The following is a 15444-nucleotide window of genomic DNA, read 5'->3' as shown; positions in this document are numbered from 1 at the left end:
CCTATGCCGGTCGCTATGCCAGCCGGGTCGATGTGCCGACCCGCGAGCGGCCGACTTCGAGCGACGGCGGGCGCGCGCCGGCCGGCGACCCGGGGACGCCCGACAACACCGTGCCCTGGCGCAGCCGCGCCTCGTCGAGCCGCACGCCGCACGGGGTGCGCGCGATGACGGCGTCGAGTCCGATCGTCGCCTGCACGCCGACGCGAAAGCGCGGCTCCACGTAGCGCACGTCGACTGCCGTGTGCGCCGGCGCCTCGCGCGCGAGCAGGTCGTCGAGCGCGCGCTTCTCACTCGCCGAGTCGCGGATGCGCGCCGGCACAAAGACGCTGAATTTGTACGCGCCGACGTGGAAGGGATCGCGCAGCGGGTCGGGAACGCTGTCGAGACGCGTGACGCCGACCTGCGCATTCCCATGTTCGGGGCTGGCGGAGGCGGCGCTTCCCGAGAGCTGCGAACGGTCGAGGATGCGTTTGCCCCACAGCACCGAGTCGTCGCCCAGCCGGCCGTGGCATGCATAGAGCCAGCGTCGGAGCTTGAAGTGTTCGAGGATCAGCGGAGGCGGTTCGGCGGGTGTGCACGGCGGGCACGGGCCGCAGTTTCTCGGCAGCGGAACGCAGCGCGTCTGCCGGCGTTCGGCGAGGCAATGTTCCGCATAGGCGCGGTCGAAGCCGAGCAGCAGCAGGAGTTGGCTACGCAGGCCGTCGGGGGTGCCGCGGCGGCAGTAGAGCTTCGCTGCCTGCTTGACGAAATGGCGGCGGCGTTCGAGCGGCCAGTCGTGCGACAGCGTCACGCCGATCCAGTCGGCGATCCACGACAGGAAGTCGATCCGGCCCGGCAGCGCGTCGGCCGGGGCCGACAGCGGGTCGAACAGCATCGCCTCGCGGTCGACGTGGGCCTCGATCGAGCGCAGCGTGGCGTCGAAGATCGCCGTCAGCCGGTCGGTGAAGTCGGCGCCGACCGGATCGAAGCCGAACATGCCCGGCAGGTAGCGGCGCAGGCTGATGCGCGGGTATTCCACCAGCGCGGACGAGAGGCAGGGTGTGACGCGGCCGTCGCCGGCGAGTTTGAGGTCGATCCACAGGAAGCGCCCCGGCGGGCTCATGACCAGGCAGTCCCAGGTGCACGACGACGGCGCGGCCTTGTCGGGCGGCGCCATCGTGGTCGCCACGAGGCGCGTCGCCCACGCTGATTCGGGCAGCGCATCGACTTCCGCCGACGACAGCTCGATCGCCGCCGTGGTCGTGCGCACTTCGACCGCGGCGCCCGGCGGAATGGCGCCGGAGAGCTCGACACGGTGCCACTGGCAGCCGTCGATGCCCGCATCCAGCGCGTGCGAGAGGTAATGGCCGGCGCGCTCATAGCGCTCTCCGTTGAGGCGCTCCTCCGCCGGCACCGGGCGGCCGTGACTGTCGAAGACCTCCGGGCCGCAGACGCCGCACAGGTGCAGGTGGCCGCGCGCATCGATGTGGATCGGGTTCGGCGGGAAGCACGTGACGAGATCGGCGCGCGCCGCGGGCAGGGGCTCGACGGCCTCGCCGACGATACGCACGACACGCGCGCCGGCGGCGATCACGTCGAACGGCGGGGTCGCGGCATGGCCCGGTGCGGGCGCGAGCCTCAGGCGCAGATAGCGGCCGACGACTCCGGCGAGCGGCAGCGGATCGGCGAGCCGCGGCAGCTCGGCGGCGCCGAGCCACGGCGTCCAGCGCGGGTTCGCGGGGTTGTGCAGTTCGGCGAGGGTCCACGGCGCATCGCCCGCGTCCAGCGCGACCGCGAAGCGCGCGCCGGGAAGCGGGACGCTCAGCTTCAGCGTGTGCCAGTGGAAACCGGCGGCGAGCGCGTCGAGCTGCAGCGCGACGGTGGTCGCGCCGACCGCCGTCGACAGTACCGTCGTTTCGAAAATGACCGCGTGCAGCCGGTCGCGGCAGTCGAGCGCGAGGTGGGTGACGCCGAGGCCCGCAGCGACCGCGCTCAGCCACTGACCGCGCGGTCCGAAGCGGTCGACGCGGCCGTTGGCCGGGTCGGACACGTAAAGGATGCCGTGACCGTCGACGGCGAGGCCGGCCGGCTGCCACGGCGGGCTCGTCAGCGCCGCCTGCTGGGCGGGCGGCAGGCGCAGCGCGCCGCGCGGCACCCAGCCGGCGAGACTCAGGCGGACCACGCGGCCATGCCCGCGGTCGGCGATGAACAGCTCGCCGGCACATACCGCAATGGCTCGCGCGTCGAGCAGGCGGTTGAGCGGGACCGGCGGGGCGGATGGGACGCCCGCCGCGCCGCGGTCGAGGCAGCCGGTCGGATCGGGGACCCTCTGCGTCGTGCACGGCAGCGGCTTGAAGCGCCCGCAGCAGGGGTCGAAGCGCTCGAGCTCGCCGGTCGCCGGATCGAGCAGGAGGACATCGCCGCCGGGCGTCCGCGCGACGTTGGGGGGCGGCCTGAGCCCGCCGAAGCTGCCGTCGGCCTCGCTGAGCCAGCGTGCGGCCGCGGGCGAGGGGGCGAGCACGAGGGCGCGCGTGCCGCCGTCGATGTCCACGCGCTCGCTGCGGCGCAGGCGCCAGCCGAGCGCCGGGCGCGGGCCGATGCGGCCGGCGAGGAGCAGCGAATAAGGGTCGTGGGGCGGCGCCGGCACCGGGGCAGCGCGCGAAACGTCGGTGCTCATCGCTGCGCTCCTTCGAACTCGAACGCCGTCAGCACCTCGACCCGCAAGCCCGCCACCGTCACCAGCGCATTCGCCGCGAACGCCGAGATCGCCACGTCGCGGCACTCCGGCTGCTCATCCCCTTCCACCGTCAGCACCAGGCGCGGCACGCTGTCCACGCCGGCGACGGCAAACACCTGCTGCACGATCTTCGAGTAGCGCAAGGCGCCGCCGAACGGCCAGCCGCTACCGTCGTCGCCGCCGCGTAAGGGGTGCAGGTAGCTCGCCAGCGTGTTCTCGACGGCCTGCTTCACCGCGGCAGGGTCGGCCCGGTCGTCGACGACCACCTGCGCATCGACCGCGACCGCGACGTAGCGCGGCGCGACGACGAAGAGCTCCGTGGTCAGCAGCCGCCGCGCGTCGAGGTACTCGCACACCGTGCGCAGCAGACCGTCGCTCGGCAGCGGATTCGGGCCCTCGGCGTCGGGGACGACGATCACCGTCACCGCGCCGGGCACGGCCACGCCGGGAAAGCGCGGGTGCGCGAGCGGCAGCGCCTTCGCGCGCTTGACGTTGCCGGCCTGCTGCGCGAGCAGCTCGAAGTCGTCCACGCTCACCGCGCGCTCGCGCGCCCGGAGCGTGCGACGTGCCCGGACCTGCGCCTCCTCGAAGCGCTCCTCGTCGCGCCCCCCGTAGGCGGCGAAGATGTTCGTCGTCTTGTCGCCGTCGAGGCCGTCGATCGGCGACACCAGCGTCGCGATGGCCGCGGCGGCGACATTGCCGCGCTTGCCGCCGCCGAAGCGGTATTCCACCGCGACGACGTTGGTGTCCGGGTTGTCGGCGTTGGCGACCGGGATCTGGCCGTGCTCGCCGTCGCCCGCGCGCACTTCGCCGCTGGTCCAATTCACCGCCAGCACTTCGTCGGTGGGTCCCGCCCCGAACAGGTCCTCGGCGACGGCCCAGCGGCGCGCGGTGGCGCCGAGCGCCGCGGCCGCGTCGTCGGCGATGCCTTCGTCGATCTCGATGACGAGGCTGCCTTGCACGAGGGGCGTGTTCTCGATCTGGAAAGTCTGGTTGCGCGCGCCGGTCGTGCCGCCCAGGATCTCGCGCTGCACCGTCTGCGCCTGCAGCGCGGGCACGGTGTTCGTGCGCACCGCGGCGAGGCGTGGTGCGCGCTCATACTGGTTGCGGGTGAGGCGCGCGCGCAGCCAGAACAGCGGCTCGCGCGGCTGCTTGGTGACGGGGTCGGTGGTGTCGTACTCGCCGAGGAAGCTGCGTGCGAGCTGGAGCGCGCTGTCGAGGCGCAGCACGACGTGGCCGCTGCGCGTGAAGGCGAGGGTCTCGTCGTTGAGCGCGTCGACGCGCTGCCACGCGGCGCCGTCCCAGCCTTCCCATTCGAGCCGGGCCGGCGCGTAGGCGCGCGTCGCCGGTGCGCACTGCACGGTCAGCGCGTCCTGCGGCTGCTCGAAGGCCCAGAACGCGAGGTCGAGGCTGAGCGTCGGAAACTGGTCGGGCGTCGGGTAGGCCGGCGGGAAACCGAAGCCGAGGACGAGCGCGGCGTCGTCGCGCGGCGCATCGCCGAAAGGCGCGAATCCGGGTGGCGCGGGCCGCGCGGGTGTCGGCGAGACGTCGACGTTGGCCGCGCTGACGTCGTCGTAGACGGCGCCGTCGTAGGCCTGCACCGCGAGCAGCCGGCAGGCGACCGCGGTCAGCGGGCGCTCGGTCTCGAATACGATGGGTGGGCCCTCGTCGGCCGCGGCGCTGACCTGGGTGCGCGCCGGAACGATCACCGTCGGCAGCGGCCACGTCTCGTCGACGGCGAAGCTGACGTCGGCGCGCGCCGGCAGCGCCGGCATCAGCTCGATGCCGATCAGTTCGAGGAACTTCACGTAGTTGAGCTGCGGCACCCGCGCCATGCGGAAGATCAGCATCTCCGACAGCCACGCGAAGACCTGCGCCAGGATCATCCCGGGATCGTTGTCGTTGACGTCGCTCCACTCGGGCTTCCACTCCGGCGTGTAGCGCGCGATGCGCGAACGGATCTCGGCGAGGATGTCGCCGTAGCGGCGGTCGTCGATGACGGGCAGGGCGTCCTTCAGCGGCATTTAGCGCGACTCCCGGATGTAGAACGGATAGACCAGGTTGCCGATCGAGTTCGTCTCGCGCACCCGGTAGTTGATGCGGATGAGCAGCAGGTTGGGCGCGTCGAGGGTGGTCTCGGCGTGCACGTCGAGCACGTCGATGCGCGGCTCGTAGCGCGTCAGCGCCTGGCGCACGTCATGCACGACGAGGGCCACGGTGCGCGAGTCGTTGGGCGCGAACAGCGTGTTGTGGATGCCGCAGCCGAATTCCGGCAGCATCGGCAGCTCGCCCGGCACGGTCGACAGGATGATGACGATGGCCTCCTCGATGCGCTGCTCGTAGCGCGCCTGCGCGATGCGGCCGCCGGGCGTCACCTGCAGCGGGAAGCGCCAGCCGACGCCGAGGAATTCGCGATTCGGGGTGCGTTCGCTGTCCATCACAGTTCCTGTTTCGGCCCGCCGAGATGTGGCTGGAAGCGGATGATTCCGGCGTCGAGCGGGCCGGCGAGCACGATGCTGCGCCCGGTGGCCGGTTCCAGACGGATGTCGCCGCTGTCGAGCAGCACGATGCGCGCGCGCACGGCGCCGCCGGGCGCGCAATTGGCGATCTCGACTTCGCGCCCGCCATCGCTGCGGATCTCGACGTAGCCCGCCGGCGTCAGCGCGCCGTCCTTGAGCAGCAGGCGCACACGCGTGCAGGTCTGCGCGTCGCCGCTGTCCAGGCTCACGGCGAAGCGCTGCGTGTCGGCGAGGCTGACGAACACGAGGTCGGCGGACGCGTCGCTCAGGCCCTGGTAGAGGCCGCCGTCGCGGTGGGCCTTGACGAAGGCGCGCAGCCGGTAGCGCGGCTGGCCGCCCGCCGCCGCGACGATCTTCGGTGCGCCGTTGCGGTCCTTCTGGCCCGCGGCGACGAGGAGGCCCTGCCACGGCAGCGCCTCGCCGGCCTGGAACTGTAGCGGCAGCGGCGTGAGCGCACCGGGATCGGGCGGCGCGGGCGCCCAGCGCTGCTCGGCTTCGTTCCAGATCTCGTCCGCGCCGGCGGCCGCGCGATACAGATGCACGCCGATCCGGTCGATCGCATCGCCCGTGAGCGGCGTGCCGTCGGCGAAGGCGAGCGGCGCGAGGCGCAGCTTGACGGCCTTCTCGAGCGCGAGCGGGCCACCGGGCGGATCGGGCTGGAACTGCGGCGCGGGAAGCGGGAGCGGGAACATGGCGGCGGCTAGATCAGGTTGCCGAGTCCCGGCGTGTAGATCGGGCTGACCACCGAGCCGGTGACGATGGTGGGAGCCTGCAGCACACCCGAGAAGGTCGCGATGCCGCTGGTGACCGACAGCGCAGTCGCGGTGATGCTCGCCGCCCCGCCCGCCGTGAGCGCCACGGCGCCCCCCGCGGTGATCGTCGCGGCCCCGCCGACGCTGATGTTCGCCGCGGCGCCGACCGTCACGTTGGCCGCGCCCGCGGTCGTGATCGACAGCGCGCCGGTGGCGTTGAGCGTCACGCCCGCGGCGCTGACGTCGATGGTGTTGCCCGCGCCGACGGCAATCGACAGCGAAGGCTGCGGCGTCGCGTTCATGGTGATCGTCACACCGACGCCGGAACCCGCCTTCAGCTCGATCTTCGTCGCTGCCGGGTTGTCGTCCATGAGCACTTCATTGCCGCCCGACTTGATGCGCACCTTGCCGAGGCCCTGCAGGTCGTCGAGCAGCACCTCGCGCCCGCCGTTGCTCCTGATCAGCACCTGCGGGCCGCTCGCCTTGTCCTCGAAGGTCAGCGAATGCTTGCCGTGCGATTTCAGCACCACGCGCGTGTCGTCCTTCTTGTCCTCGAAGCGCAGCTGGTGGCCGCCAGGCGTGACGATGACGCGCTGGTGCGCTTCCGTTTCCGGCGACACCTGTTCGCCGTTCCACAGGAATCCGACGATGTAGGGAAAGCCGAACTTGCCCTCGCCGAAGCACACCAGCACCTCGTCGCCCTTTTCCGGCATGAACAGCGCGCCGCGCCCCTTGCCCGACATCGGCGCGGCGATGTACGCCCACGGCGACTTGAGCCGGTCATCCATGCTCTTGTACTTGACCTTGACGCGCCCCTGGCGGGCGTCGATCTCCTCGACGAAGGCCGTGACGACACCGGTTCCCGTGGTCATACCGCCCCCTCGTCGTTGTTCTCGCGGCGCGCGGTGAATTTGGTCAGGTAGCCGCTGTCGTTGATCGTGTGCGTCGTCTTGGTGACGAAATAGACGCCCGAGAAGCGCGCCCCGAGGCCGCGGATGCGCACGCGCTGGCCGGCGCGCAGGTCGGGCAGGCCCACCGTCGTGCCGGTCGCTTCCACCATCTGCTTGAGGCGTTCCGACAGCAGCGCCACGGCGCGGTGATCGGCCTGCTCGGGCGTGTACTGCGGCTCGTTGACGACCACTTCCTCGCGCGGTGTGCAGCCGGGCGGTTCGAGCAGGTGGATGAGGTCGGTATTGACGCGCAGGTCGGGGTGCTTCAGGTCCGCCTTCTTGCGCACCGCCTTGTTGGTCTGCCGGTTCCAGCTGCGCACCTCGATCGACTTCACCTGGTTCGCCGTCGATAGCTTGGGCGTGAAGTCGATCAGCGAGATGCCCCACTTCAGCTCGTAGGTGACGTCGGGCACGCGCGGATTCTTCGCGGTGGAGGGGCCGAAGTGCAGCACTTCGCGCGGCGGCTTGCCCTTGCCCTGCGGTTCGAGGTCGACGTAGATCACGTAGCCGACTTTCCTCGCTTCGAGCAGCAGGAAATCGATGTCGTACTGGTTGTCCTGGGCGATGTAGTCGAGCCGGGGCTCGCGCCGCTTTGCCTGCGCGTCGGTGCGGATCGGCAGCGGGAAGCGCTTCTTGCCGTTGTCGGTGCGCCGGCCGATGTCCTCGGCGACTTCGCTGATCTTCTTCTTCTCCCAGTGGTCGCGGTACTGCTTGGTGCGCAGCTTGAACAGCACGTTGAGCGCGCGCACCGTGAGCGTCGACGCGCCGCCCGCGGGGAAACTCGGCTCCAGGCTGGTCGACGTGCCCTTGACGATGCTGAGCAGGTTCGAGCCGTAGCCCAGCTTCAGCTCGAAGTCCGCGAGGCAGGGCTCGAACAGGCGCTGCACCTGCTCTTCGGGACTGGCGCCGGTGAGCTTCGCCTGCGTTTCGCTGCCGACGTACTTGAAGCGCCTCGTCATGTCGTCCCAGTTATTGACGGTGATGTCGAAGCTGTCGATCTCGGTCGTCGAGTCGTTGTAGCTGACCTGGATGACGTCGCGCAGCACGGCCGGCGGCAGCGCCTTGCCGCCGGCGTGGATCTCGAAGCGCGGGACATAGAAGTCCTCGAAGGTCGCGGAGGCGTCCTGCAGCGTCGTCGCGGGCATGGCGATGTCCTAGGTCAGGGGCGGGATCGTGAGGAACACGCCGGGCGTGAGCCGGCGCGGGTCGTCGATGCCGTTCTTCTCGGCGATCGGCCGCCACTCGGCAGGGCGGTCGTAGTAGCGGTTGGCGACGCTCGCCAGCACCTCGCCCTGCTGCAGCGGATGGACGTGCGTGCGGTCGGGCGAACTCAAGTGCAGTTCCAGCAGCTGGTCGCGCAGCCGCTTGTATTCGCGCAGGCTCACCGTCAGCGTCGCGCGCAGCGGAATGCCTTCCGGCGAGAACAGCGTGAACTTCTGCTTGATGCTCTCGATGATGCAGCGGAAGCCGTTGCGCCGCTGGCTGCCCAGCGGGGGTCCGACCACCGACTGCGCCGCCGCCCCGACACTGCCCGCCGCCTGCACCGCCGCACCGATGGCGGCCCCGGCCGCTTGGGCGGCGCCGCTCACCGCCTGCGTCAGCGCCCCCGCCACGCTCCCCGGCGCGCCGCCGATGTGCGTGCCGGCCATCTCATGGCTCCAGATGAACTCGACGATGGGCGGCGCGTGCCGCTTCGGCTCGATCTTGATCAGCTGGTAGATCTTGTCGGTCTCGGTGGTCACGCTGGTCGCGCCGGCCCCCATGCCCAGCTCGGTCGTGTCGAAGAAGAGATCGAGCGTGAGCTTCTCGGCGTTGCCGCGCACGAACTGCTGCAGCGGCGAGTCGAGGCCCGGGATCTGTACTTCGCCGATCTGCGCCGACTTGTCGAACGAATACTCGGTGGGGTTGTACTGCACCGGGATGTCCTGCGGTTGGTCGAGGCCGAACCAGTACACGCGGAACACCGCTTTGGCCGGCTCGTTCATTTGTGCTTCTCCTCGCAGGCGTCGCAGCCGCCGCCGATGTGCGTGTCGCGCCGGCGCGCCTCGCGGTCGCGCTGCTCGCCCTCCATCGCCGCCATCACCGCGGCGACGATGCGTTCCAGGATGGGCGGCGTCAGCAGCGAGTCGCCGTCCACGACGCGCATCGTGCCCGTCACTTCGCGAATCCGGATTTGCGGTGGCGCCATCGTCGTCGCCTCACAACAGGTTGCCGATTGCGCCCGGCGCGCTGCCCGCCGCCGCGACGCCCGCGCCGAAGCTGCTCCCGGCCACTGCCGAGGCGAGCGCCGTCGCCGCGCCGACGAAAGGCAGCTGGAAGATCCCTTCGTGCGTGATCTCGATCGACTCGATCGCCACGCCGTTCTGCATCGCGTTCATCTGCGGCCCGGTGTATTTGCTCGGCAGACCGCGGCGGAAGAACCACACGTTGTTCGGCACGTGCAGGTCGCTCAGCAGCACGATCAGGCCGTCGCGGCGCTTGCCCTTGCCAACGACGAAGCCGTAATGCCAGTCCCACAGCGTGCTGCCCGACCCGACGCCCTTCTTCAGCGTGATCGCCGCCCACTCGACGCGGCTGGGGAACTGGCGCGTGAAGCCGTTGGCGCCGCCTTCCTTGTAGGGCTCGGGCTTCATCGTCATCTCGATGCCCGAGCACTCGGAAAAGCCGCCGACCGCGACATCGAGCGCGGCCGACAGCGCCGCTGAGCCGATCGTCGCCAGCACGCTGCTGGTGTCGAGCAGGCTGACGACGAAGTTGTGGTTGAGCACCGGGTCGGCGCGCAGCGCGGTCTGGGACAGCAGGGCCATGGCTCAGGGCCTCCTCTGCAGGATGGCGGCGGCGCGGAAAACGGGAACGGGATCGCGGTTCATGCGCCCTCCGTCGCGGCAAGGCCTTCGCCGCTCACCGCGAAGCCGCTCGCGTCGCGGCCGATGCGCAGCACGATGAACTCGAACGGCACCGTCGCCGCGACGCCGACCTCGATCAGCAGTTGGCCGCGGTCGCGCGCGGCGGCCGGGTTGTTGCCGTCGTCGCAGCGCACGAAGTAGGCCTCGTCGGTGGAATTGCCGGCGAGCGCGCCGCGCGCCCACAGCTCGCGCAGGAAGGAGCCGATGACCAGCTGCAGCTTGGCGCGCGTGCGCCAGTCGTTGGGCTCGAACACCGCCCACTGGATGGAGACGTCGATGGCCTTCTCGATCATCGACATGAGGCGGCGCACGTTGATGAAGCGCCAATCGCTGTCCGACGACAGCGAGCGCGCGCCGAGCACGCGCACGCCGCGCCCCGGCAGCGCCCGCACGACGTTGATGCCGAGCGTGTTGAGGAGGCCGTGCCGTTCCTCGTCGAAGGCGAGCGTCGTGTCCTGTACCCATTGCAGCGCGACGTTGGCGGGTGCGACGTGCACGCCGGAGCGCAGGTCGATCGCCGCGCATTGCCCGGCGACGTGGCCGCTCGGAGGAATCGGCCGGGTCAGCGCGCGGGCGCCGCGCGAGCGCAGCGGATCCACGACCGCGACCCACGGCGCGTAGAGCGCTGCGAATTTCGTCTCGAAGCGGCTGCGCCAGGCGCGCAGCTCGTTGACCGAGTAGCTCAGTTTCGCGCATGCGTCGAAAGGCGCGTCGAGCAGTGCCACGCGGTCGCGCTTGCGCTCGCAGTGCGCCACCATCGCCGCCTGCACGCGGTAGATGTCCGCGAGCGGGAAGCGCGGCGGCAGGTCGCCGAGCGGCGGCGGCAGCGGGCTCGGCACCGGCGGCGGCGCGGGCAGGCAGCGGTCGGGCGCGCATTCGGGCGGCGGCAGGGTGCCGTGCGGCTCGCGCGGCTGGATGTGGATGTCGGGCACGGCGACGAGCGCGATCTCGTCGATCGCCTCAAGGCAGGCGATGCCGCGGCGCATCGCGGCGGCAATGTCGGTGGCGGTCCCGGCAGGCGCAATCGAGCCGATGAAGTCGTCGGCCGTCAGCGCGGCGAGCCCGTCGGCGCCGCCGCTCAACGGCACCGGCGCGGCCGGCGCCGCCCCGCCCACGCCCACGAGCGGGCGCAGCGCGTCGCGCCGCGGCTGGCTGCGCAGCTCGCGGATCACCACCACCGGCGGGGCGACCGCGCCACGGTTCCGCGCGACGCGGAAATAGTCGAGCGCGAGGTCGGCCTCCGCGGCGCGCGCCGTGTCCTCGTCGGGGCGGCGCGTATCGGGCGCCTGCCACGGCTGGCGGAGCACCAGCGGCCCGTAGCGCCCGGCCTCAGGGATCAGCGCCAGACCCTCGTGCAGCGCGACCAGGCGGCCGCCGTCGAACACCTCCAGCGCATAAGTGATGGTCTCCACGCGCAGCGCCGCGTTGGCCGGCAGCAGCGCCAGCGGCGCGCCCAGCACGAGGGTACTGGACGCGGCCTCGACCGCGGCGATGCGCGCCGTCTCGGTGAGCGCCCCGGCGCGGCATTCGACCAGCGCGGCCACGGCGAAGCCGGCGCTGTCGGCGACGTGCAGGCGCGTGAGGTCCACCGCGTCGACGACCGCGCGCGTCTGCGCCCGCCGCTGCTCGGTCACGCGCAGCGCCAGCGCGTTGCCCCACACGCCGGGGCTCGACGCTTCGATGCGCCACGCCGGCCCGGCCGCGTCCTGCAGCGTGACTGCCGCCGTCGACGCCGCGTCCGAAGTCACGCGCACCGCCCACATGCGCCGCCCGCCGTTCTCGAAGAAGGCGCGCGCCGAGTAGGCGAGATAGCCGTTGTCGATCGGCGCGCCGAACCACGCCTCGAACTGGCGCGCCGACTCCACCGGCACGGCGATTCCCGGCGGCCCGCGCCGGGCGAGGCCGACGAAGCCGGCGATATCCGTGCGCAAGGCGGCGATGCCGCCGCCGGAAGCGTCGGCGCGCTCGTAATGGACACCAGGAGTTTCGTACACGCGCATGGCCGTGGCCGGGTCACATCTCGAGCGTCAGCCCTTCATGCACCAGCTCGAGCGACTCCATCGCGACGTCGTTCGACGAGGCTTTCAGCGCCGGGCCCTCGATCTTGTTGATCCATGCGTTCTCGGCGTGCCAGCGCAGCACGGGCTGGCGCGCCTCGTTCATCAGCACGATCGTCACGTTCCTCCGGTCGGGGATGCCGTTCATGATGTTGACGTACCACTGCCACAGCTCCTTGTCCTGCGTGTAGCCGCGCTTGAGCGTGATGTTGGTGTATTTCCTGAGGCCCATCAGCTTGCGCACGTTCGACTGCAGGTCGGTGCCTTCGCGGTAGTCCACGCTGTCGCCGTCGGCGGTCAGCCCGCCGACCTCGGAGAAGGCGCCGCGCGAGACGTTGTCGATCTCGAGCGAGAAGTTGTAGCCGCGGACGGGGTCGTTGCGCTGGTCAGTCGCTGGCATGTCGGTTCTCCTAGTCTTCGGCGTGGGCCGTCCACAGGCCGATGCGGACGATGACGAACTCGGCGGGCTTCACCGGTGCGACGCCGACGAGGACGATCAGCCGACCCTGGTCGATGTCGGTCTGCGTCATCGTCGTGCGGTCGCACTTCACGAAGTAGGCCTCCTCGACCTTCGTCCCCTCGAGGCCGCCGTTGCGCCACACCAGCGTCAGGAAGTTGCTGATCGCGCGGCGCACGCGCGCCCACAGCGGCTCGGCGTTGGGCTCGAAGACCACCCACTGCAGGCCGCGGTCGATCGACGCCTCGATAAAGATCAGCAGCCGCCTGACATTGACGTACTTCCAGTCGGAATCGCTGGTGATCACGCGTCCGCCATAGACGCGGATGCCGCGGTTGTTGGGGCGGAAGTCGCGGATGACGTTGATGTTGACCGGGTAGGGGTTGAGGATGTCGTGCTGCTCCTTGTTGAGCAGGCGCTGCAGGCCGACGACGCCGCGCACCACCTCGTTGGCGGGCGCTTTGTGCACGCCGCGCTCGATGTCGGTGCGCGCGTAGATGCCCAGCACGTGGCCGCTGGGCGGGATCGGGTAGTCGGCCACGGCCGCGAGGTTGGTCGGGTAGGGGTCGGGGACCAGCAGCCAGGGGTGGTACAGCGCCGCGTACTTGGTGTCGAACTGCTGGCGCTGCGCCTGGATGTCGCTCATCGAGTCGGCCGGCGGCGGCGCGCCGTCGAGCGCGACGAAGCGGTAGCGCATCAGCTCGCAGTGGTTGATCAGCGCGCTCTGCATCTGCACGCTGGTGCGGCCGGGCGCGGCGACGATGCTGATCTCCTCGACGTTGCGCAGCGTGAAGAGACCCGTGCGCTGCTCGGGATCGACGCTGTCCGTGCCGATGTAGGTCGCGTCGGTGATGCCCGGCACCATGTCGGTGCCGTTGCCCAGCGGCAGCAGCACGAGGCGCGGCGGCACGCCGGGGCGGATGTCGTAGGTGGCGACCGGGCCGGGGCGCAGGCCCGTCGCGGGTGCCAGGTCGAACACGCGGATGTAGTCCGACTCGCCTTCGGAGCGGCGGTCGGCGCGGCGCAGCGGACGGCCGGCGTCGTCGAAGGCGGTGGCCGTCGTCGCCATGTTCCACGTCGTCCCGACGACGCGCTGGAAGTAGCGCGAATGGCGCGGGTCGAGCGACAGGCCGGCGAACACTTCGCGGTCGATCGCGGCGGTGTCGCGCGCCGGGTAGGCCGCGTCGGGCTGGCGCAGCAGCTCGACCACCAGGCGGTATTCGCGGCTTCGCACCGCGTCGCCGGCGATCACGATCCCCGGCAGCGGCGTGGAGGCTTCGAGCGTGATCAGGAAGTCGTTCTGGCGGTCGATCGACAGCACCTTGAGCGGCGTCGTCGTGTTCGTCGAATCGGTGACGAGCAGCTCGCTGCCGGTCTCCACGCCGGCTGCCGAATTGAGGCGCAGGCGGTTGCCGGGCAGCACCTGGCGCACGCGCGTCGTCAGCAGCGGCGCGTCCCGCGGCGGGTTCATCGCTTCCATCGCGACGCGTAGGCGGTTGCCCCAGGCGCCCGCGTCGAGCGCCCGCACGAGGATCATCGGGTTGCGGCGGGCGACGGCGTCGCCGGCCGCATGCGGCTGCGTCAGCGGGTTCACTAGCGCCAGCGTCTGCGGCGCCACCACCGCGGGCGCGCCGGCGACGAGGTGGTAGAACGGTCCGCCGGCCGGCGGCTCGATGCGCAGCGCGTTGCCCGCGGCATAGCCGCCAAGGGCAGCGACGATTGCAGGCGCCCCGGCGGAGGCGGTCAGCGCGACGACGGTATTGAGCGCCGGTGCCGTCGGCGGCGCCCGTCGCGCGACGCTCGCGCCGCCCAGGTGCAGCACGCGCAGCGGCGCACGCAGCACGACGTTGCCGGCGTCGGGTGCGGGCAGGCGCGCCGGCAGCGCGACGATCTCGACGAGCTCGGTGTCGGCGAGCGTGCCGATCTCCAGCATGTCGCCGACGTTCATCGTCGTGCGGTCGAGGAGGGCGATCGTCGTCGTCGCCGGGTGCGCGTCGGCGGCCAGCGCGGTCGCGGGCGAGGTCGCGCCGAGCGTCACCCGCGACACGCGCGTGCCGACCGGGTAGTCGGAATAGGCCGGCTGCGACAGCGTCACGTGCGTCAGCGCGCCGATGCGGCGGTACTCGATGCGTGCGGGATCGGGGTGCGCGAAGCGCACGCCGTCGCCGACGGTAGTCAGGCCAGCGTTGTTGTTCACCAGGACCACCGCGCTGCCCGGCGCGGCGCCGGCCCCGGGCGCGATCTGGCGCGGCGTCGCAATGGCGCCGATCGTCTGGCGGCGCACCTGCGCCGCCGCGGCATGCGCGAGCAGCAGCGGCGCCTGCAGGTTGAGGCGATTGCCGGCCACCGGCCCGGCGGCGACGACCAGCTCCTCCAGGTCGGCAGCGTCGATACGCAGCACGTCTCCCGCGCCGATCGCCGGCGCGAAGGCGCCTGCGCCCAACTGCACGGACGTCGCGCCCACGGCGGCGGGGGCGGCCAGCGACGACGTGTGCGAGGCCGGCGGCGCCGCATCGGTGATGGGCACCTGATCCACCGCCTGCGGAGCGGCGTGGTCGAAGGACAGCGGCTGGCGCAGCGTCACGGTGTTGGCGGCCACGGCCACGGCCGCCACCTGGTCGAACTCGGCGCTGATGCCGTCCCCGATCTGCAGCGTGTTGCCGATCGCAAAGCCCGGGTCGGCATCGATCGTGATCGCCGTGTCGGTCGGTGAGGACGGCACGATCAGCTGCGCCGACAAGGGCGCGACGAGGTCGGGCGCGACGAGCTGACGGTTCGCCGGCAGCGCCTGGTCGATCTCGAGCACGCGCGTGACATACACGCGCTTGCCGCCGTTGATGAAGAAACCCTCGACCCCGTTCGGCAGGAAGCGGTGCTCGCCGTACAGCACCGCGTTGAGGCCCTGGCCGAACAGGCGCTGATACTCGCCGTAGCTCGTGACCAGGATCGGCACGTGCGCCGGCCCGCGTTCGGTCACGCCTATCATGCCGGCGGTGCTCGTCGACACGCCCTCGATCGGCTTGCTGCCGGTATCGACTTCCTCGACATAGACCGCGGGGGACAGGTATTCGGGCATCGAAGTTCTCC

General features: G+C 71.3%; 12 protein-coding genes. All 12 read right to left on the bottom strand.

The genetic code is table 11. From position 1 onward, the window contains the following. Nucleotides 1-13: 13 nt before the first annotated feature. The 12 genes from ROZ37_RS13260 to ROZ37_RS13205 are packed head-to-tail and all read right to left on the bottom strand — an operon-like array spanning nt 14 to nt 15433. Complete coding sequence (locus tag ROZ37_RS13260; protein ID WP_312659989.1) at nt 14-2656, bottom strand: phage tail protein; 2643 nt, start codon at nt 2654-2656, stop codon at nt 14-16. Continuing rightward, nucleotides 2653-4740: a putative baseplate assembly protein gene (locus ROZ37_RS13255; RefSeq protein WP_312659987.1), complete on the bottom strand. Its 2088-nt coding sequence runs from the start codon at nt 4738-4740 to the stop codon at nt 2653-2655. Before ROZ37_RS13255 ends, ROZ37_RS13260 begins: the two co-directional genes overlap by 4 nt. Beyond that, nucleotides 4741-5154 carry a GPW/gp25 family protein gene (locus ROZ37_RS13250; protein WP_312659984.1) on the bottom strand — a complete coding sequence of 138 codons (414 nt, stop codon included), beginning with the start codon at nt 5152-5154 and terminating at the stop codon, nt 4741-4743. Next, nucleotides 5154-5927: a hypothetical protein gene (locus ROZ37_RS13245; RefSeq protein ID WP_312659982.1), complete on the bottom strand. Its 774-nt coding sequence runs from the start codon at nt 5925-5927 to the stop codon at nt 5154-5156. Before ROZ37_RS13245 ends, ROZ37_RS13250 begins: the two co-directional genes overlap by 1 nt. 8 nt (nt 5928-5935) lie before the next feature. Then, nucleotides 5936-6859: a phage baseplate assembly protein V gene (locus ROZ37_RS13240; protein WP_312659980.1), complete on the bottom strand. Its 924-nt coding sequence runs from the start codon at nt 6857-6859 to the stop codon at nt 5936-5938. Then, complete coding sequence (locus ROZ37_RS13235) at nt 6856-8082, bottom strand: contractile injection system protein, VgrG/Pvc8 family (protein WP_312659978.1); 1227 nt, start codon at nt 8080-8082, stop codon at nt 6856-6858. The genes ROZ37_RS13240 and ROZ37_RS13235 overlap by 4 nt, the downstream gene beginning before the upstream one ends. Before the next feature lie 9 nt (nt 8083-8091). After that, nucleotides 8092-8922, bottom strand: coding sequence for a hypothetical protein (locus ROZ37_RS13230; RefSeq protein WP_312659976.1), 831 nt, complete (start codon nt 8920-8922; stop codon nt 8092-8094). Beyond that, nucleotides 8919-9125 (bottom strand): hypothetical protein, encoded by a 207-nt coding sequence (locus ROZ37_RS13225; RefSeq protein ID WP_312659975.1) that lies wholly within the window; start codon nt 9123-9125, stop codon nt 8919-8921. Before ROZ37_RS13225 ends, ROZ37_RS13230 begins: the two co-directional genes overlap by 4 nt. Before the next feature lie 10 nt (nt 9126-9135). Then, on the bottom strand, nt 9136-9744 hold the full coding sequence (locus tag ROZ37_RS13220; RefSeq protein WP_312659973.1) for a phage tail protein: 609 nt from the start codon (nt 9742-9744) through the stop codon (nt 9136-9138). A gap of 59 nt (nt 9745-9803) precedes the next feature. After that, a complete protein-coding gene (locus ROZ37_RS13215; protein ID WP_312659971.1) occupies nt 9804-11843 on the bottom strand; it encodes a phage tail sheath C-terminal domain-containing protein in 2040 nt (679 codons plus the stop codon). Nucleotides 11844-11856: 13 nt separating this feature from the next. After that, on the bottom strand, nt 11857-12300 hold the full coding sequence (locus tag ROZ37_RS13210) for a phage tail protein (RefSeq protein WP_312659970.1): 444 nt from the start codon (nt 12298-12300) through the stop codon (nt 11857-11859). 10 nt (nt 12301-12310) lie between these two features. Continuing rightward, entirely contained in the window at nt 12311-15433 is a 3123-nt protein-coding gene (locus ROZ37_RS13205; RefSeq protein WP_312659968.1) for a phage tail sheath C-terminal domain-containing protein, read from the bottom strand. Nucleotides 15434-15444 lie beyond the last annotated feature (11 nt).

Origin of the sequence: Aromatoleum sp. (assembly GCF_032027225.1) — a bacterium.
GTDB lineage: Bacteria > Pseudomonadota > Gammaproteobacteria > Burkholderiales > Rhodocyclaceae > Aromatoleum.
The sequence above is the reverse complement of the archived record's forward strand: the minus strand, read 5'-3'. Positions and strand labels throughout refer to the sequence as shown.

What these genes read in the sequence shown, in the direction of transcription:
- ROZ37_RS13235 (WP_312659978.1), bottom strand. Translation starts at nt 8,082, where the DNA reads ATGCCCGCGACGACGCTGCAGGACGCCTCCGCGACCTTCGAGGACTTC.
- ROZ37_RS13220 (WP_312659973.1), bottom strand. Translation starts at nt 9,744, where the DNA reads ATGGCCCTGCTGTCCCAGACCGCGCTGCGCGCCGACCCGGTGCTCAAC.
- ROZ37_RS13230 (WP_312659976.1), bottom strand. Translation starts at nt 8,922, where the DNA reads ATGAACGAGCCGGCCAAAGCGGTGTTCCGCGTGTACTGGTTCGGCCTC.
- ROZ37_RS13210 (WP_312659970.1), bottom strand. Translation starts at nt 12,300, where the DNA reads ATGCCAGCGACTGACCAGCGCAACGACCCCGTCCGCGGCTACAACTTC.
- ROZ37_RS13240 (WP_312659980.1), bottom strand. Translation starts at nt 6,859, where the DNA reads ATGACCACGGGAACCGGTGTCGTCACGGCCTTCGTCGAGGAGATCGAC.
- ROZ37_RS13250 (WP_312659984.1), bottom strand. Translation starts at nt 5,154, where the DNA reads ATGGACAGCGAACGCACCCCGAATCGCGAATTCCTCGGCGTCGGCTGG.
- ROZ37_RS13245 (WP_312659982.1), bottom strand. Translation starts at nt 5,927, where the DNA reads ATGTTCCCGCTCCCGCTTCCCGCGCCGCAGTTCCAGCCCGATCCGCCC.
- ROZ37_RS13260 (WP_312659989.1), bottom strand. Translation starts at nt 2,656, where the DNA reads ATGAGCACCGACGTTTCGCGCGCTGCCCCGGTGCCGGCGCCGCCCCAC.
- ROZ37_RS13215 (WP_312659971.1), bottom strand. Translation starts at nt 11,843, where the DNA reads ATGCGCGTGTACGAAACTCCTGGTGTCCATTACGAGCGCGCCGACGCT.
- ROZ37_RS13255 (WP_312659987.1), bottom strand. Translation starts at nt 4,740, where the DNA reads ATGCCGCTGAAGGACGCCCTGCCCGTCATCGACGACCGCCGCTACGGC.
- ROZ37_RS13225 (WP_312659975.1), bottom strand. Translation starts at nt 9,125, where the DNA reads ATGGCGCCACCGCAAATCCGGATTCGCGAAGTGACGGGCACGATGCGC.
- ROZ37_RS13205 (WP_312659968.1), bottom strand. Translation starts at nt 15,433, where the DNA reads ATGCCCGAATACCTGTCCCCCGCGGTCTATGTCGAGGAAGTCGATACC.